We start from the raw sequence: 22,090 nt of genomic DNA on the forward strand, positions 1-22,090 counted from the left end.
CACCCTTATCGTCCACCCACGTAACACGGAACGTAAAAATCCGGTCAGGTTCAACCAATCGTTCTATAATCTTTGCTTTTTCGAACTCTGGATGCTGGTTATATATATCTTCTATAGAAAGAAGTACTTCCTTTACGGCTTGAAGATATTCAGACTCGCCGGGGTGCTTAGCCTCCAAAGAGGACATGATACGTTCGATGTTCATAATATTACTTTTTAAAAGGTTATTGCCTCTGTTATTTATTCAAGGTCATTCGAGCAATTTGTCAGCGAACAACACTGCAAATATAGGGAAACTTTTCGTATTTCCTAAATTTTAAAGCGATATTTTGATTAATAAATAATAAAATGACAAAAAACTACGTATTTTATTCCTTAAAACCCATTCCCAGGTTGTACATGATGAAGCTATATATGTCTGCCTGCTCCTCCAGCACCTTGCTCATGGGCTTTCCTGCTCCGTGTCCGGCCTTGCTGTCGATGCGGATAAGGGTCGGATTCGTTCCATCATTGCAAGCCTGCAGCGTTGCTGCAAACTTGAACGAGTGTGCCGGCACTACGCGGTCGTCGTGATCGGCCGTCGTAACCATAGTGGCAGGATATTTTGTACCCGGTTTCAGGTTGTGCAAGGGCGAATACCCTTTCAGATACTCGAACATTTCTTTGCTGTCTTCGCTCGTACCGTAATCGCTTGCCCAGTTCCAGCCAATGGTGAACTTATGATAGCGAAGCATATCCATCACGCCCACTTCGGGAATGGCTACACGGAACAGATCGGGACGCTGCGTCATGCAGGCACCTACCAGCAGACCTCCGTTCGAGCCTCCCACGATGGCTATCTTGTCCTTATTGGTATAGTTGGCAGCTATCAGATACTCGGCCGCCGCAATAAAGTCGTCGAAAACATTCTGCTTCTGCATCTTTGTGCCGGCCACATGCCAGGCTTCGCCATATTCGCCGCCTCCGCGCAGGTTGACCTGCGCATAGATTCCTCCGTTCTCCAGGAAAGGAATGCGCATAGCCGAGAAGCCAGGATTCAGACTGATGTTGAAACCTCCGTAACCGTACAGGTATACCGGATTCGTACCGTTCTTTTTCAGGTCTTTCTTATATGTAAGGAACATGGGAATCTTCGTACCGTCCTTGCTGGGATAGAACACCTGTTCGGTAACGAAAGCATCGGCATCGAAATCGACCTTCGGCGCACGGAACAGTTCGTATGTATTCTTATCCATATCATATTTATAGGTAGCACCCGGAATGGTGAACGAAGTAAAGCTGAAGAAACATTCCTTGTCGTCCTTGTCGCCACTGAAGCCCACGGTTCCCAACGACGGCAACTTGATTTCCTGCAACTGCTTGCCGTCGAGTCCGTACACATAAGCGTGGTTGGAAGCGTCTTTGTCGTAAGTCAGGAACAGCTTTCCGCCAATCACCTGTGCGCCCGACAGCACTGCTTCCGACTCGGGCACCAGTTCTGTCCAGTCTTTCAGTTCGCTCTTGGCAAGGTTGGCCACCATTATGCGGTTTTTCGGAGCTCCGTGGTTGGTGAACAGATATATTTTCCCGCCAATCACTTCCAGCGGACTATACTGATAGTCCATATCTGTAGCCATCGCCACAAAGGGAGCGTCATTCCGGCGCAGATCCTTCACGTACAAGGCATTTCCACGTCCTTCTCCACTTTCGTACAAGAAGAGCATCGTCTCATCCTCGCTCACACTGCAAGTATAGAAGCGTTTAGGATAGGCCGGATTCTGGTACACCAGCTTGTCCTGCGACTGGGGAGTACCCAGTTTGTGATAGTATATCTTATGATTGGCATTCATGTTGGAGAACTCCTTCCCTTTCTCGGGAGCATCGTAAGCACTGTAATAGAATCCGTCGCCCTGCCATTCGGCTCCGGTAAACTTGGCCCATTCGATGTGATCGTCCAGCAGCTGTCCGCTTTCTGCATCCATCACATAAATCTCGGTCCAGTCCGAACCGCTGCGCGAAATGGTATAAGCCGCATACTTTCCATTGTGCGAGAAGAAGATGCCGGTCAGCGCCACCGTACCGTCGTCCGACAGACGGTTGGGATCTAGGAACACACGTGGTTCGCCATCCAGCTTATCCTGCACATACAATACGCTCTGATTTTGCAGACCGTCATTCTTGAAGAAATAATACTTTCCGTGTTTTTTGAACGGCGTACCTATCTTTTCGTAGTCGGACACCGCAGTCAGGCGTTTCAACAATGCCTCACGAAACGGAATCTGCGACAAGTAACCGTTTGTAACCTTATTCTGTGCTTCGACCCACGCAGCCGTTGCCGCACTGGTATCATTCTCCAGCCAACGATACGGATCGGGAACTTCCGTTCCGAAGTACACATCCACCGTATCTACTTTCGCCGTTTCGGGATACACCAATTTGGATTGTTTCACACCACAAGATACTGCTGTCATACTCATAGCCAATGCTAAAATCTGGACTTGTTTCATAAAATATTTCCGTTCGTTCAGTGTTATTGGCGCAATATACGAATAAAAAATGAATATTTAAAAAACTATGGTTCGAAATATCGCGAATATTCTCCCCCGTTTTTTCCCCAGTTAGGAAATATTTTTTTCCCAGTTAGGCAGAAATTTTTTCCTAACTAGGAAAAAAACGGCACCCTTAAGTGTATAAAAGAATAGGCAGAAAAACACATTAAAAAAACAGGAAACAAAGTCATCCGTCTTTCACCTTTCACCGCAATTCATGGATTATCAGCGAGATGCGGTGAAACTTCACACGGAAAACTTTGTTCACAACAGAAAAAGCGGTGAAATCACGATGTTTCACCAGTCTCCCAAACATCTGAAAAACCTCTCCCAAACAAGTCTTGTAAACCACTTGCACGGCTCACGAACGACACTTGTATGGCTCGCGAGCAACACTTGTACGGCACACAAGTAACACTTGCACGGCTCACGAGCGACACTTGCATAATAGCCCTCACAACTATGGACTTTAGCAACGCAAAGAAGGACTTGGAAAACGTAAAGAGGGACTTTCGGAGAATAAGGTATGAGATAAAATGATAGGGGAATTTTTATTGAATAAGAATGTAAAAACGGCCTTGAAACAAAAAAATAGATTACTTTTGTCTTAGCATAAATCCAATAATAAATTAAGTATGAAAAATATGAATCTGGCTGTAGTCAGAATTATTCTGCTGTTTATCTGTTTTTGCACATATACGAGCTATTCACAAGCGATAAATATATCTCATTACGTTGAATTTGCCCACACATACGGCGTCATCCGCTACTTTTCTCCCAACCCATACACTAAAGACTGGTCAGAAAGCGATTGGATGAAAGTGTGTGCGTTACTTGCACATAGGATAGAGACGCAACCACTTGAGACGGTATTCCAACCGCTTGCTCCCACTTTATACTTCTCAACCGCACCCATTTTATCAAAGAAAGACACCACAAAATCGACTACTCCTGCCCAATTCTATTATTACAGTGGATCAGGGGAATTGAAGGTACCTTTTCTCGCTAAATTGCTGATGCCCGGGCTTGCCAATTATATTCCTTATTACAAAAGACTCTCTACCGTTCTCAACCTCCAAGACTCTGTAACCGCGCCAGTGCCCAACCGATATTATAACTACCCAGTAGGCAATGAAAAATATCTAAATATCCAGCATGCACTACCCAAAGAAATGTTTGATAGCAAGACTACGCATCGGCTGCTTACCGAGGCTAAAAATTATTGGAAACATCATCAAAGTAACGACAAGATGTTATCCTCAAATCGCCGATTTATTTTCGGACTACTGTCAGACAAAGCAGTTAGAATAGCTGATTTAGCTGTCCGTTGGAATATAGTCCGCCACTTCTACCCTTATTACGAAGAGGACAATCTTGATTGGGATCATCAATTAAAAATCTATCTGCAAAAAGCCATTCAAATAGGAGAAATAGATTCTTTTGAATCACTTCTTGAATGGTACGATACAATTAACCGTTTTCTCAATCCAATAAAAGACGGACATCTTTTCGTACGCAGAGACATGAATATTTCTAATATCAAAGCAACCTATCTACCCGAATACTTTGCAGACGTTGAAACAAGGTGTGTAAATGACACGTTACTCATACGTACAGAAATCGGTGGCAAACAAACTTGGCGTATGCTCCACACTATTAACGGCAAGCCCGCTTCCATACGTTTACAAAGTTGCAAGGAAATGACAAATGCTGCAACAGAAGCACATCGAAACAAAATAGCTGTTGAGAAACTATTTTCATCCTCCGTATACGATACTCCGTTTGTTATCGAAAGTAGTGGCCTTGCGGAACAAATGCATAAAGATACACTTTATACTCGATATCCTGATTTACCTGTATCCAAACATGAAGACCAGCCTATCCGGAAATACGACAATGGGTTCCTGTACATTGACGCCACTTCACACAAGCTGAACGAGAAACGCTTTCTATCAGCACTAACTCCTGATATAAAAAAACTTTGTTTCGATTTACGAGGACTACCTTCGTACCGATTCGAAGATATTTTAGCACATTTAATCTCTTCCGACGTGAAAGCTCCAGCAACGGAAGTTCCGATTAACAGTTTCCCCTTCCAACAAAAATTATCGTGGCGTGTCAATACAGAAACTCTTCAAGCCAAATTACCTCATGTTAATTTGCCGGCAGTCTTTTTGTGTGATGCAGGAACCGTCAGTTGGGGCGAAACCATTCTGATGATAGTCCGTCACTACGGATTAGGCACAATTATTGGACAAACAACAGCAGGAACCACAGGCGATATGACACAATTCGATCTACCTCTGTTCCCGTTCGCTATGACCGGTATGCGTATGCACTGCATGGATGGAGAACAACACCACGCCCAAGGCATTGTGCCCGACAAAATTATTCCCATCTATGCCAATGACTATATAACTAATTATGACAGAACTTTAAATGCAGTTTTCAATATATTAAAATAAGTTCAAAAAACACCTACAAACAACTTCCATACCTCTACATGCATAACCATCAGAACCATTCCCTGAAAGCCGGCACACGTGCTTTGCTGATGATGACTTTTTCGTCGGTAGGAGGCGTAAGCTGAAGAACCATCCGCCCGCCAAACCACAGACTGACGCCTACGACGGCTTTGTGGGCAATGATATACTGACGGTTGGCCCGAAAGAACTGACGGGGATTCAGCAGCTCGGCCAATTCATCGAGCGTCTGTTGGAAAATAAAAGTCTCGGAAGACTGGAGAACCGCCTTAACCACTCCATCGCTGATGTAGAAATAAGAGATCTGGTCTACACTGACCGGCACGAAACGGTCGCCTTTCACAGGAACCAGAAAGTGAGTCTTATATCCTTCTTCCCGCTTCAGGGCGTGCATGACAGCCTGAAAATCGGTCTTCGTACTCTCCGCTTTCGCACCTCCGAGCAGCTTCAGCTTGTCGATGGCCATTTGCAGGTCGGCACTGCTGATGGGTTTCAGCAAATAAGCAATGCTATTCACGCGAAAAGCCTGCAAAGCATATTCATCGTAAGCGGTGGTAAAGATGATGGGACAGGTGATGTCAACCTGCTCGAAGATGCCGAAAGCCGACCCGTCTGCCAGGTGGATATCCATAAATACCAGTTCGGGCATGGAGTGGCTGGCAAACCACTCCAGTGTATCGGTCACACTATCCGTCTCGCCTACAATATCGAAATCGGTATCCACCTCTTGCATGGCTGCTTTCAGGTTGCGAAGAGCAGCCTTTTCGTCTTCTATAATCAGTGTCCTCATATCAGTGGCAAGGTTACTTTAAAGTCGTTGTTGCTTTCTTCGATGGTAATGTCTTTCCCGAAAAGCAGCCGGTAACGTTTGGACAGATTGGCCAGTCCGATGCATGTACTGCTACTGCTTGACAGTTTGGGCTGTATACGATTCGTGACATACAGTTCATTACCATTCGCCCGGATGCTGATCGTTAACGGATTCCGCCGGCTGATTTCATTGTGCTTCACCGCATTTTCCACCAGCATCTGTACTGCCATTGGCGGTACCTCCCGCTGCAACAGCTCCTGCGGGATATCTATATCGAAGTGCAGATTATCCTCATAGCGCATCTGCAAAAGATATATGTACGAACGTACAAAAACCATCTCTTCATTCAGAGTGACAGTATGCGACAGATTGTCGTGCAACGTGTAGCGCATGACCCTCGACAGTTCCTGAAGATAATTCTGAGCCTTGTCCGGCGATTCCCGTATCAGCGAATACAGCGTATTGAGCGAGTTGAAAAGCATGTGCGGATTCAACTGGCTTTTCAAAGACTCGTATTGGTTGACAAGATTTTCCGTACGCAACTGCTCGTTTTCGAGCAACATCTTGCGGCTACGCCGGTTCTGATAATCCAGATAGCAAGTACCGGTCACAATGCAGGCTATCAGGATATCCCTCAACGGATGCAGGTAATGATGGAGCATCGCAGTGATGGCCGGTATGCCGAAGTGCTGGTGGGCATAGACAAAGCCCTTTCCCAACAGATTGCATACAACCAGTGTGACCACAAAACTCACCATAACCCTTTTCCAGCTCAATGCTGTAGTCAGACTGCCGGACATCATGATTCTGACATTGATGAAGAACAACAGCAATATGGAGAAATAAGTAAACAGTATTTCGTAACAGACATTGAGCCAATGAATATCCGGAAACAGACGGCTGCCCGATACGGGATCGGACAACGCTATCAGTTCGGGCAAGTGCATGAGGAACGCCACTATAATAGAAATAGCGTTCAACATCAGCAGAAACTTCTTATGGATGCGCAATAACTTCATGCAGCAAAGTTAGTGTTTTTTATCCATAATTCTGGCTGCCACATACATTCCCGGCCGGAAATCGGAATTAGTCTGCGTGATACGCGCATAGACTTTGATGGAACGGTTGACGTTGTCCACCATCTGATCTACCGAAACAAGTTCGGCTGTGAACGTCGTATCCTGCATGCCATTGACCTTGAACGAAAAGCGACTGCCGGGCAACAGCTTGTCCAAGTCTTTTTCGTAAGCCGTAAGCTGCAACATGGGGTTGCTCTTGTCAATCACATCACAGACTGGTTCGCCGGCAGCAAAATACTTGCCTGCATTGACATTCATGTTGGTTACGTAGCCGTTGCGCGGAGCACGTACTTCCAGATAGGTGCGAATACCGTCGCGAGTCACTGCTACAGTATCTGTACCCAGCAAGGCCAGTTGGGCGGCAGCAGCCTCCATACGGCTTTTCATGGACAGATAGTCGGCCTTGCTTTGCTGCATACGTTTCAACGAAGCCGATTCGCCGGAAACAAGTTTCTGCTGACGCTCGTATTCCTTCTTCAGATATTCGGTCTGGGCAGCAGCATCAAGATAGGATTGCTGAAGCTCGATAAAGTCCGGATTGGCCAAAGTCAGCAGGACTTCTCCCTTCCGTACATATTCACCCGGCAGGACACGGATGTCGTGTACCGAACCGCCCATGCTCAGCGTAACAGTCACATGACTCTGCGGAGGCATGACAATAACACCGTTGAACGACGGCGGATTGGCCACGTTGGTAGCACCGCTTATGCCGTCTACTTCGGGCGTCCGTGTGGTGTCCGAACCGGCTTGCTCTGCCATCTCTGTAGCGTTTGCTGATTCAGTCTGCTGAGCAGATGGATTTGAACACGATGCTGCAAGCAAAGCAAGCATCAGGTAAATCATTCGTTGTTTCATCAGGTTCATTTTATTCATTTTTTTCTAATGTTCGTTTTTTAGTGATAAATTCTTGGACTCAGGAACCACTGTCTTATTCAGTGTAAAGTTCCAATTCTAATAAGGTAACGTTGTAGGCATAGACCGTTTCAATATACCCTCGCTTGATTTCGCGGACAGTATTCAGGCTTTGAATGAATTCGCTGATATCGGTTTCATTCTCCTGAAACTTTTGGGTTGCACTTTGCTGTAAAGCCTCAGCTTCCTTGATAGCTGCCTGCTGATAATAAGTCAGACGTTCGCGCTGACGAGCAAGCTGGCTTTGCAGTTCGCTTACTTTATTGGACAGTTGCTGCCGATTGGCCTCTGCCTCCCAACCTGCTGCCTGCATAGCGATGCGCGCCTGTCTGGCACGGCTCCGCTGAGGAAAAAAGAGAATGGGGAAAGAAGCCCCTACCATCCACGAATTAAGTCCGGTAAGCGGAGCTATCTTCTGACGGACATAACCAATGGAAAACTCAGGAAAGAAACGGCTTCGTTCAATTTTCAACAAGTCTTTTTTCTCTTGCAGCTGAGCATTGAAATAATCCAGATGACGGGTTGACAGGATACGACCCTCTGTCGGCATCTGCATAACCGACAGGGTCGTATCGGCAGGGACCAAAGGCCGATCGCTATAACAAGTCCATACAAACCGGCGTTCGGCCAGTGTCAGGTCTCCGGAAGTTTCCATCCATCGCGTATTCAGGTCGGCTGCCAGTGCTGTTATCATGTTGCGTTCGGCCAGGTCAATGTCTCCCTGAAGGTAACGCTGTTCACCACTGTTCCGCAGCTGTTCAGCCAGTTCTTTCTGTCCATTGTACAAAGCGTTAAGGTTGAAAGCATACTGGTAGTACGCCCATGCCCGCTTTACTTCTGCGGTGATTTCTTTCTTCACCATGTCCCGATAACTTTTTCCTTTGTTTATCTGCGTGTTGGACAATGCATTCTTGTAGAAAGGAGTCAGCAGAGAGCCAAGTGACTGTTCGATAGCCAGTTCGTTATCGTGGCGGTCGGTGCCATTCAACTGTCCCCACGAATAACTGAAAGAAGTATTGCCGCCATCCCAGGCTTCGCCTTTCGAAGCACGGGCACGTTCAATCTCCGACTCGGCCATCTTCAGACGCGGATGATTGCGCAAGGCTATTTCAACAGCCTGCTCCAAGGTCACCGGCTGCTGCGCTTGTACGGCAGGCACACTGATGACCAGCATGGCGATGCCAAGCATCATCCGACGAAAAGCAAGACGATTCTTCCTGCGTATGCGTCTGACAGCGATACTGCCCACCAGGCGGTAGAATACAGGAATAATGATCAGCGTCAGTATGGTCGACACAATCAGTCCGCCTATCACAACTGTAGCCAGCGGACGCTGTACTTCGGCACCGGCCGAAGTAGCGATAGCCATCGGCACAAAGCCCAACGAAGCTACCAAACCGGTCAGGAAGACTGGGCGCAGCAAATGCGGACACCCTAAAGATATGATACGATCGGTACACATATGATATTTAGTTTGTTTGCGTATATCGTTGAAATGATTGATCATCAGAATTCCGTTCAATACGGCCACACCAAAAAGGGCAATGAAACCGACACCAGCCGAGATACTGAAAGGTAAGCCGCGCAGCCACAGAACTACGATACCTCCAATCAGTGAAAGCGGAACGGTGGAGAATACGACCAGCGAATAGATGACGCTGCGGAACGCAAAGAACAGCAACAGCAGGATGAGCAACAAAGCAATAGGAATAACCACCGTTAGAGTGCTGATAGCGTTCTGCAGATTTTCAAACTGACCGCCGTATTCGAAATAATAACCGGGCTTAAGTTTCACGTTCTTTTCGAGCGCGTCGCTGATTTGGCTGACTACTTGCTGAATGTCGGCATTGCGCACATTCACACCAATCACAACCCTGCGTTTGGTAGCGTCACGGTTAATCTGGAGAGGTCCGTTCACCAGTTCGATACTGGCTACTTCACTAACCGGCAACTGAATGTTATCCTTAGTACGGACAAACAGTTTGTCGATGTTCAAATCACTCACCTTTTCCTTGTCCAGACGAACAACGAGGTCGAACCTGCGCTCGTTCTCGAATACCACTCCTGCCGTCTCGCCTGCATAAGCAGTACGGATAACAGTATTCAGTTCTTCGATGTCGATACCATAACGGGCTATTTTTGCGCGGTCGTAGTGGACAAGCAACTGTGGAAGTCCCATGGCCTGTTCCACCAATACGTCGGCTGCTCCGGGAACCTGTTCCACGTAGCGGGCTGCTTCCTGAGCCTTTGCATACAATTCGGCCATGTCTTCTCCATAAAGTTTGATGGCAATATCGGCCTTGGCACCTGTCATCAGCTCGTTAAAACGAAGCTGGATAGGCTGACTGAAGTTAAATTCGGCTCCGTCAATAGAGTCCAGACACTGTTTCATCTTCTCTACCATCTCTGCACGGCTCGACGCGGAAGTCCATTCGGCAAAAGGTTTCATAACAATCATCACATCGGCGTCTTCCACCGCCATCGGGTCAGTCGGAACTTCGGCCGTACCGATCTTGGCTACAACATGCTTGATTTCGGGAAAGCGTTCTTTGAGACGTTTTTCTGCTTCGAGCGAAACTTCAATGCTACGGCTCAGCGAACTACCGGCAGGCAGCGTCATCTGCATGGCAAAGTCGCCTTCGTCAAGGGTCGGGATAAATTCGGCTCCCAACTTTGTGAAAAGCAGCAACGAAAGCAACAGGGCAACAAAAGAAGCAGCAATAGTGCCCCACACATGAGCCAGACTGAAACGAAGCACACGCTGATAGATTTTATTCAGCCAGTCGAAGAAGCGGTCGGCCAGTGTAGGCTTCACCGTCATGGTACGTTTCAGGAAGAGGGATGCCATCATCGGAACATAGGTAATGGAAAGAAGAAGAGCACCGATAATGCAGAACACCAGTGTCTTGGCCATCGGCGTAAAGTATTTGCCTTCGATACCGGTCAAAGTCAAGATAGGGAAGAACACAATCAGAATAATAAGTACGGCAAACGTAGCACTTCTCACCACACGGTTTGCTCCTTTTTCTACTTCCTGATCCATCTCCTGAGAAGTCAGCGTACGTCCTTTCAGTTCCCGCCCGTAAAGATGGGCCAGGATTCCTTCCAGAATAACAATGGAACCGTCTACCACGATACCGAAGTCTATCGCACCAAGGCTCATCAGATTGGCCGAGACATTAAATATACGCATCAGAATAAAAGCGAAAAGCATCGCTAATGGAATAACCGATGCCACAATCAGGCCGGCACGCATATTACCTAAGAAGATAATCAGTACCAGAAACACAATGATGGCACCTTCCACCAGGTTGCGTATTACGGTAGAGATATTACGTTTCACCAGTTCCGAACGGTTCAGATAAGGTTCCACACTCACTCCTTCGGGCAGCATCTTCTGGACTTTCTCCACCCGCTTCTCCAGTTCCTTGGTCACGACATTGGCATTGGCACCTTTCAGCATCATGGCAATACCGCCCACACACTCTCCTTCGCCATCTTTCGTCATGGCTCCAAAGCGTTTGGGAGCGCCGAACTGTACTTTACCAATGTCTCCGATGTGTACTGGTATACCGCCACGATTGGTCACAACAATCTGCTCCACATCATGCAAATCGTTAATCATACCTTCCGAACGGATATAATAGGCACGGTTTACCTTTTCTATATAACTGCCACCCGTATTCTGGTTGTTGCGGCTCAAGGCTTCGAATACCTCGCCGATAGTAATGTTGAGCGAATATAAGGCATCAGGATCTACCGCTACTTCATATTGCTTCAGATAACCACCGAAACTATTGATTTCTACAATACCAGGAATACCCGACAATTGTCTTTTCACAATCCAGTCCTGAATGGTGCGCAACTCCATGGCATCATAACGGTTTTCATACCCCGGAGCTACCTTAAGCACATACTGATATATTTCGCCCAAGCCCGTCGTGATAGGCATCAGTTCGGGAGTTCCAAGTTCCGACGGAATTTCACCCGCCACCATCTGAATTTGTTCGTTAACCAGTTGTCTGGCGTCCAGCGTAGGAACATCTTCCTTGAAAACAACCGTTACAACCGACAGCCCGAAGCGGGATACCGACCGTATTTCCTCTACGTTCATGACGTTGCTCATGGCTATTTCGATAGGGAAAGTGATAAGCTGTTCCACTTCCTGCGGAGCCAGTGTAGGCGACACAGTAACAATCTGCACCTGATTGTTGGTAATATCGGGTACGGCATCAATGGGCAGCGTCAGCATGGAATATATGCCAGCCGCCAGCAAAAGCAGTGTGGTCAGCGCCACAAACAGCTTCTTTCTGATTGAAAAATGTACGATTTTTGTAAACATAAAATAAGCGACACTAAATTTATAATGATTACAAAGTTAGTGCTTATACAATCTGTATTCTCCACCTCACCGTTGAAACGCCCAAAATGCAGGTTGAAATACACAATACGGGAAATGACCTTACCACAACATTCGTTCACAGTTCCCATTCCCAAACGTTTCGGAAGTGTTCAATGTCCGGAACATCGCCAGTAAACTCCATTTTTTATTACCGCCTCCTTGCATATCCCAAGAAAAAGCACGAATTTTGACGGACTAATCTATTAAATTGCAAAAACAGACATGCTCAGCAAGTTCAAACTAAACCAGCTGTACTTCAAGGACACACAGTTTGCCAACCTGATGACCAGACGTATCTTCAACGTTCTGCTGATAGCCAATCCTTACGACGCTTTCATGTTGGAAGATGACGGGCGCATCGACGAAAAGATATTCAATGAATACACCTCGCTCTCGTTGCGCTATCCGCCGCGCTTCACACAGGTCAGCACGTGCGAAGAAGCCCTGAAGCAACTGTCGTCCATAACCTACGACCTCATTATCAGCATGCCGGGAACAGGCGACAACGAAGGTTTCGACGTGGCACGCAATATCAAAGGACAATATCCCAACATCCCGATGGTGATACTGACCCCCTTCAGTCATGGCATCACCAAACGCATAGCCAACGAAGACCTCAGCCCGTTCGAATACATTTTCTGCTGGCTGGGAAATACAGACTTGCTGGTATCCATCATCAAGCTGATAGAAGACAAGATGAACCTGGAGCATGACGTCAACGAGGTAGGCGTCCAAACCATTCTGCTGGTAGAAGACGGCATCCGCTTCTACTCGTCCATACTGCCTAATCTCTATAAATTCGTGCTGAAGCAGAGTCAGGAATTCTCGACCGAAGCCCTGAATGCCCACCAGCGTACCCTGCGTATGCGCGGACGGCCCAAAATAGTGCTGGCACGTACTTACGAAGAAGCTATTCACATTTACGAAAAATACAAAAACAACATATTGGGTGTCATTACCGATGTCCGTTTCCCTCGCGTAGAGCGTGGCGAAAAAGACGGGCTGGCCGGCATCAAGCTTTGCGCAGCCATCCGCAAGGAAGATCCGTTTGTGCCGCTCATCATCCAATCGTCCGAATCGGAGAACGTTTCGTATGCAGCCAAATACGGTGCAGCTTTCATCGACAAGAACTCCAAAAAGATGGATGTTGACCTGCGCCGCATCGTATCGGAGAACTTCGGTTTTGGCGACTTCATCTTCCGCAATCCCGACACACACGAAGAAATTGCCCGCGTAAAGAACCTGAAAGAACTGCAAAACATCATCTTTGCCGTACCTGCCGAATCGTTTCTTTACCACATCAGCCGTAACCACATCAGCCGTTGGCTCTATTCGCGTGCCATGTTCCCCATTGCCGAATTCCTGAAACCCATCACCTGGAACAGCTTGCAGGACGTGGACGATCACCGCAAAATCATCTTCGAGGCCATTGTAAAATACCGCAAGATGAAAAACCAGGGTGTGGTAGCCATCTTCAAGCGCGACCGCTTCGACCGCTACTCCAACTTTGCCCGCATCGGCGACGGCTCGTTAGGAGGCAAAGGCCGTGGACTGGCTTTCATCGACAACCTGGTGAAACGGCATCCCGAATTTGAAGAGTTCGACAACGCACGAGTAGCCATTCCCAAGACTGTCGTTCTGTGTACCGACGTCTTCGACGAATTTATGGAGACCAATAATCTGTATCAGGTAGCCCTGTCGGATACAGACGATGCCACCATACTGCGCTACTTCCTGAAAGCCAAACTGCCCGACCGACTGGTAGAGGACTTCTTCACCTTCTTCGACGTGGTGAAGTCGCCCATCGCCATCCGCTCGTCCTCGCTGCTCGAAGACTCACACTACCAGCCCTTTGCCGGCATTTACAATACGTACATGATTCCCTACTTGGACGATAAGTACGAAATGCTACGTATGCTCAGCGATGCCATCAAGGGCGTATATGCTTCAGTCTACTTCCGCGACTCCAAGGCCTACATGCAGGCCACAAGCAACGTCATCGACCAGGAAAAGATGGCTGTCATCCTGCAAGAAGTTGTGGGTAACCAGTATGCTGACCGTTACTATCCTTCGATGTCGGGTGTAGCCCGTTCGCTGAACTACTACCCCATCGGCGACGAGAAGGCTGAAGAAGGCATCGTAAACCTGGCTCTCGGATTAGGCAAGTACATCGTGGACGGAGGATTAACCCTACGCTTCTCGCCCTATCACCCCAACCAGGTGCTGCAGACCAGCGAAATGGAGATTGCACTGCGCGAGACACAGACTCGGTTCTATGCCCTCGACCTGAGCAACGCCGGACACAACTTCTCCATTGACGACGGCTTCAACCTGCTGAAATTACACGTCAAAGAAGCTGAAAAAGACGGCGCACTGAACTACATCGCTTCAACCTACGATCCGTATGACCAAATCATACGCGACGGGCTGTATCCGGGCGGACGAAAAGTCATCACCTTTGCCAACATCCTGCAACACGACGTTTTCCCACTGGCACGCATCCTGCAACTGGCTTTGAAATACGGACAGGAAGAAATGCGCCGTCCCGTCGAAATAGAGTTTGCCGCCACCATGAGCCGCGAAAAGGATAAGACAGGCACCTTCTACCTGCTACAGATACGCCCCATTGTAGACAGCAAGGAGATGCTCGACGAAGACTTGGCCGCCATCCCTGACGACCAACTATTGTTACGCTCGAACAACTCGCTGGGACATGGCATCATGAACGAACTGTACGATGTGGTCTACGTCAAAACAGATCACTACAGCGCCTCGCACAATCCTGAAATAGCACGCGAGATAGAAAAGCTGAACCAACAATTCCTGAACGAACAGAAGAACTACATCCTTATCGGACCGGGACGCTGGGGAAGCAGCGACTCCTGGCTCGGCATCCCCGTAAAGTGGCCACACATCAGCGCAGCCCGCATCATTGTGGAAGCCGGACTGACCAATTACCGTGTAGATCCCAGTCAGGGTACGCACTTCTTCCAGAACCTGACCTCGTTCGGTGTGGGCTACTTCACCATCAACGCCTTTATGAACGACGGCGTCTATAATCAGGACTTTCTGAACGCACAGCCTGCCGTATACGAAACGCAATACCTGAGGCACGTACGTTTCAGCCAGCCGGTTATTGCTAAAATGGATGGAAAGAGGAAACAGGGAGTCGTATTGTTGCCGTCCGATTAAAAATACAACCGCCGTCCGTCTTTTCACCGAAGCCTGTGCAGAGTAATTATCACCACCTCGGCCGGAGCGAACAGACGGATGGCGTGCTGGGAAGTACCGATGCCGTTGGTCACAATCATCGGAATGTGAACGGAATTGTATTTCAGCCCAGTCAGGAAACGTTGGCCATAGCGCGAAGGAACCACCGGTGCATAACCGAAGAGGGTGACTTGTCCGCCATGCGTATGTCCGGCCAATATCAAGTCGGCATGGGTTACGGGCACATCCTCGGCATAGTCGGGCGTATGGGTTAGCAATATCACAAAGTCTTCGGACGACAGAGCAAGTGTAGGCGATTGCCCGTTCTGCTTCAGGTCGAACGGATTGCGCACACCGGCTACCAGTATGCGATCCTTACCCCGCTTCAACGTATCGACCTTATGCTCCAATAAACGGATGCCGCGACGTTTCATCTCGTTCACCACTTCGCTGTAACAGGCTTCGTAATCGTTGTTTCCTAATACAGCATAAGTCCCCAACGGAGTTTTGACCTGCGCCAGGGCAGCCATCAGCGGAGCCACATACAGGCAACCTTCGTGATAGTCGCCGCCCATCAGCAAGACATCAGCATGCAGGGACGAAAGTAACCGTACCAGATCAGCCAACCCCTCCTCTTTCAGCAGACTCTTGTAGTGCAGATCGGAAATGAAGGCAATCCGGCAACTGTCGAAAGCCTCTGGAACATCGCGATGAGTGAAATCGTACATCCGAACACGCTTCACCCCTTTGTACGACGACGAGACATCAAGCGTGGTAAACGTAATCTGTGTGCCCCGTTTCACGATCTCCTTCTTCCTGATCTTCAGCTTAGCCAACGAACGCGACGAACGGGCAGAACGCCCCGACATGCGGCGAATGTCCCGCAAATCGGACTGATCGAACGTAAGCACTCCCACAAGCGAGGCCGGTAATCCTACCGTATCGGCCCGCAATGCACTGTCAGGAACCACTTCGAGTGACGGTAAGGACGACACCAGATTCCGCTTCGACTTACACGACGACAGAAGCATCAACAGCAAAAGAAAGGATATATAAAAGAACTTCTTATTCATAACTGGGTACAAAAATAGGCTTTTTTGCTATCTTTGCCTGTAACCATTCATATTTATTAGAAAGCCATGAAAGAGATTAAGCAAAATTCACTACGGGCATGGGTGCTTGCCGCCCGCCCCAAAACTTTGACCGCTGCCCTCATCCCCGTGCTGCTGGGTAGCGCACTTGCTTTCAGCGACGGGTGTTTTCAGGAAATACCGGCCCTGCTGTGTGCCTTTTTTGCCTGCTTCATGCAAATTGCCGCCAACTTCATCAACGACCTGTTCGACTTCCGCAAAGGCAGCGACCGCGAAGACCGGCTTGGTCCCGAACGCGCCTGTGCCCAAGGCTGGATTACGCCGTCGGCCATGAAGACCGGAATCGGCCTGACACTGCTGATTGCCTCGCTGACCGGCTTGAGCCTGCTGTTCTACCTCTGGGGAAAACTGCCACATGGTGGCTGGGAACTGATTCTGGTGGGTGTACTGTGCATACTGTTCGCATTCCTATACACCACCTACCTTTCTTATCGGGGCTGGGGCGACCTGCTGGTACTGATCTTTTTCGGTTTTGTTCCCGTAGGAGGTACTTACTACGTACAAAGCGGCACACTGAATGCCGATGTGGTGGTACTCTCCATCGTCTGCGGACTGGTTGTTGACACCCTGCTCATACTGAACAACTACCGCGACCGCGAGCAGGATGCACGTAGCGGAAAGCGTACATTAGTAGTCCGCTTCGGCGAAAAGTTCGGCAGCCAGTTGTATCTGGGTTGCGGCATCCTGGCCGTATTGCTCTGTCTGTGGTTCCTCTACACCGGTCGACTGACATTACTCGAATTTATCTGGGCTCCCTGCGTTTACTTCTACCTGCATGCACTGACGTGGCGGAAGATGGTTGCCATACACAGCGGCAAAAAGCTGAACAACATACTGGGAGAAACTTCGCGCAACATGTTGTTTATGGGGTTGCTGCTGAGCGTAGCGCTCTGTCAATGACAGATGCAACTTTCATAACCTCCTGAACCGCATCAAAGTATACTAAATCTCAAACTTAAACGTATTGTATAAACTGTATAAAACCTAAAATGAACAAACTGAACGGATTTCTTTACGGAATCATCTCGTCGGCATCATTCGGTCTGATCCCGCTTTTCGCCATTCCGGCCATGCAACACGGCATGAACTTTATGAACGTGATAACTTACAGATTCCTTTTCGCCACCATCGCTTTAGCCATCCTTCTCAAAGTGAGGAAAGTATCTTTCGCCATTGAAAAGTCCGACTTGCCTACCCTGCTGCTACTTTCGGTCTTCTACATCGTTTCGTCAGTCTTTCTACTTTGGGGCTACAAGTTCATGCCGTCGGGAATAGCTACCACCATCCACTTCATGTATCCTGTCATCACAACCCTGGTTATGATGCTTCTCTTCCACGAAAAAAACTCGCTGAGCCGCACGCTGGCCATCCTTATGGCAATAGCCGGAGTATATGCTTTATCGTATACCGACTCGCAAGGCGAAACCAATCTTGTCGGAATCATCATCGTATTATTGTCGGCCGTAGGCTATGCACTTTATCTGGTGACCGTCGGACAACGGAAAAACAAAGAACTGAAAGGCCTGCGACTTACCTTCTACGTATTCTTTTTCAGCACGCTGATGCTTATAAGCGGAATGCTTGCCACAGGCAGCCTGCATTCGATACCCGACATCCCGACCTTCGGCAATCTACTGCTTCTGGCCATTATTCCTACCATCGTATCCAACCTGACACTTATCGAAGCCATCAAATACATTGGAGCAACACAAACTTCGGTGCTGGGAGCTATGGAACCTGTAACGGCTGTCATTGTTGGCATCACAGTATTTGGAGAGGCTTTCACACTTCCCATTGCCATTGGAATCGTACTTATTATTGCAGCTGTCACCATCATCATCCTAAAAAGATGACAGTAACCGAAACGGATGTGTATCGTACCCGTTTCTTCCACACTTGCACCGCTCAAAACAAACACTTGCACGGCTCATGAGCCACACTTGTACGGCTCACGAGCCGTACAAGTGTGGAAGAAAGGTTCTTTTTGGCAGGAACAACGCTTGCACGGTTGGCACATACGGATGCACAGGAAAGCCCGCAACCGAAAAGCATCTAAATAAAAAATGGAAAACAGAGAACCGCATCGGCCGTCCTCCGTTTTCCATTATTTGTCTATATGCACATCTCCTTACGCTATATGCTCAGCGCTTACCGTACATCCGTTCGTAGTAATTCTGATAGTCGCCGCTGGTTACTTCTTCAACCCAAGCCTGATTGTTCAGATACCATTCGATGGTCTTCACAATACCGACTTCGAACTTTGTTTCAGGATACCAGCCCAAAGCGCTGGTAATCTTGGTGGGGTCGATAGCGTAACGCTGGTCGTGCCCCAGACGGTCCTTGACAAAAGTAATCAGGTCTTCGTTGATCCAGCTGATATCAATCTGACCGTCGGCGCCTTTCACCTGTTTCTTTAATACTTGGCGGTATTCGGGTTTCTCGGTCATCAGGCGATGAATGGTAGCGATGGTCAGCTTCACAATCTCCAGATTGGTCTTCTCGTTGTGACCGCCTACGTTGTAAACTTCGCCTTCTGCACCTTCGCGCACCACAAGGTCGATGGCCTTGCAATGGTCTTCCACGTAGAGCCAGTCGCGTACGTTGCTTCCGTCGCCATAAACAGGCAGCTTCTTGCCTTCAAGGATATTCTTGATAATCAGCGGAATCAGTTTCTCGGGGAAGTGATACGGACCGTAGTTATTGGAGCAGCGAGTAATGGTCACCGGCATCTTATAAGTATCGTGATAAGCCATTACCACCATATCGGCACTGGTCTTGCTGGCACTGTACGGGCTGTGCGGACAGAGCGGGGTAGTCTCGGTAAAATAACCTTCGGCACCCAACGAACCATATACCTCGTCAGTCGATACCTGATGATAGCGTACGCCTTTGCGCCAGGTAGGATAACCAAACTCGTCCTTGCCAGTCACCCAGGCACGGCGGGCAGCATCCAACAGGTTCTGCGTACCCAGAATGTTGGTTTGCAGGAACAACTGCGGATTTTCGATACTACGGTCCACGTGGCTCTCGGCAGCGAAGTTCACTACATAGTCGAATTTGTATTCGGCAAACAGACGGTCGGCCAACTGGCGGTCGCAAATGTCGCCTTTCACAAAGAAGCAGCGTTCGTTGTCGATGTCAGCTGCAATGGTACCTAAGTTTCCAGCATACGTCAACGCATCCAGAATGACAACTTTGATGTCGTTGTGCTTAGCCAGAATATATTTAATGTAATTTGCTCCGATAAACCCGGCAGCACCGGTTACAAGATATGTCTTCATTTGATGAATGAAAAATTAATAATGAATATTAAGTATTTAGTTCCTTAGCTTTTGAGTCTGTAAATCCACAAGTTACTGTTTTACCTTACTCCATAGACCTACGCACTTACCAACTCCCCCTCTCCTTGGAAGAGGGGACAGGGGTGAGGCATTATTTATGCGACTCTGCCAGTTCCATCAGGTATTTGCCGTACTCCGTTTTGCCCAGCTGCTCGCCCAGATGATAAAGCTGGTCTACATCAATCCAGCCCTTACGCCATGCAATCTCCTCGATGCAGCTTACGCGGAAGCCCTGACGGTTCTGAATGGTAGCAACAAAGTTGCTTGCTTCGAGCAGGCTGTCGCAATTGCCGGTATCGAGCCAGGCAAAACCGCGTCCGAAGAGTTCCACACGTAACGTACCTTCTTCAAGGTAGAGGCGGTTCAAATCGGTAATCTCGTATTCGCCACGGGCCGAAGGCTTCAGGCTCGCCGCTTTCTCGGTAACGGTAGCGTCGTAAAAGTAAAGACCGGGAACGGCATAGTTGCTTTTAGGCACTGCCGGCTTTTCTTCAAGAGAAATCGCCTTGCCGTCGGCATCGAACTCGACAACCCCATACGCACGCGGATCTTTCACATAATAACCGAAGATACAGGCACCCTTCTCAATGGAAGCAGCACGCTTCAGCATGGCCGAAAAGCCCTGACCATAGAACATGTTATCGCCCAGAATCAGACAACCCGGTTCGCCGTTCAGGAAATCGGCTCCCAGCACAAAAGCCTGTGCCAGTCCGTTGGGCTGCTCCTGTATCTTATAAGAAAAGGACATTCCCAGTTCCTCGCCTGTACCCAGCAAGTCGCGGAACATCGGCAAATCGCGCGGAGTAGAAATAATCAGTACCTCACGAATACCGGCTAACATCAATGTAGAGAGAGGATAGTAGATCATAGGTTTGTCATAAACAGGCATAATCTGCTTGGAAATGGCCTTTGACAACGGATAAAGACGAGTGGCACTGCCACCGGCAAGAATAATTCCTTTCATATTTCAGTTCTTAGGTTTTATAAATATCAACGGGAGAATAAAATAAGAAGGAGGACAAAGCCCCACGGCTCTTGGTGCTATTCAAGACGCAAAGGTAACGAAATTTAGTTGGAGGACAAAATTAAAAGATTAAAAAATTCGACCATCTAATAATGGATTACGGCAGAAGAAAGATAGAATAAATCATGCTTTTTTTGTTAAAATCCACTTCAATCCTCAAAAGTGTGTTATAAAACACAAGTTTTTCTACAGAAGATTTGCAGATTCTAGAAAAGGCCGTACCTTTGCAATGTGTTTTTCATAGTATTAGATTTAAGGTTAACAAGAAGGTTGGAGTACAGCGGTACTCCTTTTTTTATTTACTATAAACGCATCTAATATATTGTAATACAATTCAATACGCTCTTATTTAGAAAATTTTGGTTTAAACTTTGGTTGTAACTTTTTCGCACACCTTTCACATAACCCATATTTTTAATTTAGAAACATTCTAAAAAACGGAAACTTTGAAAAATTGCTGTGTGTGCAAACCAAGGTTGGGATGGGGTTCTGTTAAGTCAATCCGATAATTGCAATAGGGGGGGGTATTATATACTACTATAAAAAAAGAAGGATATGCAAATTACATATCCTCCCTTTGGTGCATCTTATTTTTATGTAAATCTTAAAGAAAAGCACTTATAAATTAATAAGATGCTATGTTGAATACAGACTATACGCTAAATATAAAAACAAAACTACAAAATGAAAGAAATTAAACTGTTGCTACTGCGTATGCGTTTGTATTACTAAAATAATAATCTACGTAAAAGTTAACAATTAACTTAACATTGCCGTTTTTTGCGTCTGTGATTGCATCCACAATAACATCTATTCCATCACTCCACACGCAAACTTTCAACTTTGAAAAGTCCCCGAAAACCAAATAAGAGTCTTCCACATTGCTTGAGGTGATGGTGGTTGTACCGTCAATCTTTCCGCCATCCATCACAAATGTACTGCTTCCTGTACCTCTTTGCATTTGTCTTAACTTGTTCTTTGCGGCTTTGGAAAGGATATAACAAGGATTAATAATGTCTGCCGTTGTGTCTTCAAAGTTGCACAAATCTGCATAAGTTGAGATAGTTGTTGCGCTTGTTGTGAACAACGGTTTTACAGCGTTTGTTTCTTGTGTTGTGCTAAGAATCTGTTTAAATTTATTTATAATTA

General features: G+C 47.5%; 12 protein-coding genes and 2 pseudogenes. 4 read left to right on the top strand and 10 right to left on the bottom strand.

Annotated features, from left to right (window positions below; genetic code table 11):
- Both QVP67_RS09730 and QVP67_RS09735 read right to left on the bottom strand, forming a co-directional pair.
- Nucleotides 1–205 (bottom strand): annotated as a pseudogene (locus QVP67_RS09730) (NADP-specific glutamate dehydrogenase); the annotation flags it as partial.
- 163 nt (nt 206–368) lie between these two features.
- A complete protein-coding gene (locus tag QVP67_RS09735) occupies nt 369–2,456 on the bottom strand; it encodes a prolyl oligopeptidase family serine peptidase (RefSeq protein ID WP_441293840.1) in 2,088 nt (695 codons plus the stop codon).
- A 707-nt stretch (nt 2,457–3,163) separates the two neighbouring features.
- Between QVP67_RS09735 and QVP67_RS09740 the strand changes: the two genes are divergently transcribed.
- A complete protein-coding gene (locus QVP67_RS09740; RefSeq protein ID WP_288180089.1) occupies nt 3,164–4,993 on the top strand; it encodes a S41 family peptidase in 1,830 nt (609 codons plus the stop codon).
- A 49-nt stretch (nt 4,994–5,042) separates the two neighbouring features.
- On the opposite strand, the gene QVP67_RS09745 is transcribed toward QVP67_RS09740, so the two are convergent.
- The 4 genes from QVP67_RS09745 to QVP67_RS09760 are packed head-to-tail and all read right to left on the bottom strand — an operon-like array spanning nt 5,043 to nt 12,155.
- Nucleotides 5,043–5,801: a LytR/AlgR family response regulator transcription factor gene (locus QVP67_RS09745; RefSeq protein WP_022163372.1), complete on the bottom strand. Its 759-nt coding sequence runs from the start codon at nt 5,799–5,801 to the stop codon at nt 5,043–5,045.
- A complete protein-coding gene (locus QVP67_RS09750; protein WP_022163373.1) occupies nt 5,798–6,841 on the bottom strand; it encodes a sensor histidine kinase in 1,044 nt (347 codons plus the stop codon). The genes QVP67_RS09745 and QVP67_RS09750 overlap by 4 nt, the downstream gene beginning before the upstream one ends.
- A 9-nt stretch (nt 6,842–6,850) precedes the next feature.
- Entirely contained in the window at nt 6,851–7,774 is a 924-nt protein-coding gene (locus QVP67_RS09755) for an efflux RND transporter periplasmic adaptor subunit (protein WP_288180090.1), read from the bottom strand.
- A gap of 55 nt (nt 7,775–7,829) precedes the next feature.
- Entirely contained in the window at nt 7,830–12,155 is a 4,326-nt protein-coding gene (locus tag QVP67_RS09760) for a CusA/CzcA family heavy metal efflux RND transporter (protein WP_022163375.1), read from the bottom strand.
- A gap of 282 nt (nt 12,156–12,437) precedes the next feature.
- Between QVP67_RS09760 and QVP67_RS09765 the strand changes: the two genes are divergently transcribed.
- Nucleotides 12,438–15,407, top strand: coding sequence for a PEP/pyruvate-binding domain-containing protein (locus QVP67_RS09765; protein WP_022163376.1), 2,970 nt, complete (start codon nt 12,438–12,440; stop codon nt 15,405–15,407).
- Nucleotides 15,408–15,430: 23 nt separating this feature from the next.
- Here QVP67_RS09765 and QVP67_RS09770 read toward each other — a convergent pair whose 3' ends face one another.
- Nucleotides 15,431–16,498, bottom strand: coding sequence for a metallophosphoesterase (locus QVP67_RS09770; protein WP_022163377.1), 1,068 nt, complete (start codon nt 16,496–16,498; stop codon nt 15,431–15,433).
- 66 nt (nt 16,499–16,564) lie between these two features.
- Between QVP67_RS09770 and menA the strand changes: the two genes are divergently transcribed.
- A complete protein-coding gene (gene menA, locus QVP67_RS09775; RefSeq protein WP_022163378.1) occupies nt 16,565–17,476 on the top strand; it encodes a 1,4-dihydroxy-2-naphthoate octaprenyltransferase in 912 nt (303 codons plus the stop codon).
- An 89-nt stretch (nt 17,477–17,565) separates the two neighbouring features.
- On the top strand, nt 17,566–18,429 hold the full coding sequence (locus QVP67_RS09780) for a DMT family transporter (RefSeq protein WP_022163379.1): 864 nt from the start codon (nt 17,566–17,568) through the stop codon (nt 18,427–18,429).
- A gap of 288 nt (nt 18,430–18,717) precedes the next feature.
- Here the strand turns inward: QVP67_RS09780 and rfbB are convergent, their stop codons facing one another.
- The 3 genes and pseudogenes from rfbB to QVP67_RS09795 all read right to left on the bottom strand — a co-directional run.
- Nucleotides 18,718–19,857: a dTDP-glucose 4,6-dehydratase gene (rfbB, locus tag QVP67_RS09785; protein WP_022163380.1), complete on the bottom strand. Its 1,140-nt coding sequence runs from the start codon at nt 19,855–19,857 to the stop codon at nt 18,718–18,720.
- A gap of 151 nt (nt 19,858–20,008) precedes the next feature.
- Entirely contained in the window at nt 20,009–20,881 is an 873-nt protein-coding gene (rfbA, locus tag QVP67_RS09790; protein ID WP_022163381.1) for a glucose-1-phosphate thymidylyltransferase RfbA, read from the bottom strand.
- A 754-nt stretch (nt 20,882–21,635) separates the two neighbouring features.
- Nucleotides 21,636–22,090 (bottom strand): annotated as a pseudogene (locus QVP67_RS09795) (phage major capsid protein); the annotation flags it as partial.

Source organism: Bacteroides sp. CAG:633 (assembly GCF_000435115.1).
Lineage (GTDB): Bacteria > Bacteroidota > Bacteroidia > Bacteroidales > Bacteroidaceae > Bacteroides > Bacteroides ndongoniae.

Excerpts from the sequence above, each read along its gene's own strand:
- rfbA (WP_022163381.1), bottom strand. The coding sequence starts at position 20,881 with ATGAAAGGAATTATTCTTGCCGGTGGCAGTGCCACTCGTCTTTATCCG.
- QVP67_RS09755 (WP_288180090.1), bottom strand. The coding sequence starts at position 7,774 with ATGAATAAAATGAACCTGATGAAACAACGAATGATTTACCTGATGCTT.
- QVP67_RS09740 (WP_288180089.1), top strand. The coding sequence starts at position 3,164 with ATGAAAAATATGAATCTGGCTGTAGTCAGAATTATTCTGCTGTTTATC.
- QVP67_RS09750 (WP_022163373.1), bottom strand. The coding sequence starts at position 6,841 with ATGAAGTTATTGCGCATCCATAAGAAGTTTCTGCTGATGTTGAACGCT.
- rfbB (WP_022163380.1), bottom strand. The coding sequence starts at position 19,857 with ATGAAGACATATCTTGTAACCGGTGCTGCCGGGTTTATCGGAGCAAAT.
- QVP67_RS09735 (WP_441293840.1), bottom strand. The coding sequence starts at position 2,456 with ATGAGTATGACAGCAGTATCTTGTGGTGTGAAACAATCCAAATTGGTG.
- QVP67_RS09760 (WP_022163375.1), bottom strand. The coding sequence starts at position 12,155 with ATGTTTACAAAAATCGTACATTTTTCAATCAGAAAGAAGCTGTTTGTG.
- QVP67_RS09745 (WP_022163372.1), bottom strand. The coding sequence starts at position 5,801 with ATGAGGACACTGATTATAGAAGACGAAAAGGCTGCTCTTCGCAACCTG.
- QVP67_RS09770 (WP_022163377.1), bottom strand. The coding sequence starts at position 16,498 with ATGAATAAGAAGTTCTTTTATATATCCTTTCTTTTGCTGTTGATGCTT.
- QVP67_RS09780 (WP_022163379.1), top strand. The coding sequence starts at position 17,566 with ATGAACAAACTGAACGGATTTCTTTACGGAATCATCTCGTCGGCATCA.
- menA (WP_022163378.1), top strand. The coding sequence starts at position 16,565 with ATGAAAGAGATTAAGCAAAATTCACTACGGGCATGGGTGCTTGCCGCC.
- QVP67_RS09765 (WP_022163376.1), top strand. The coding sequence starts at position 12,438 with ATGCTCAGCAAGTTCAAACTAAACCAGCTGTACTTCAAGGACACACAG.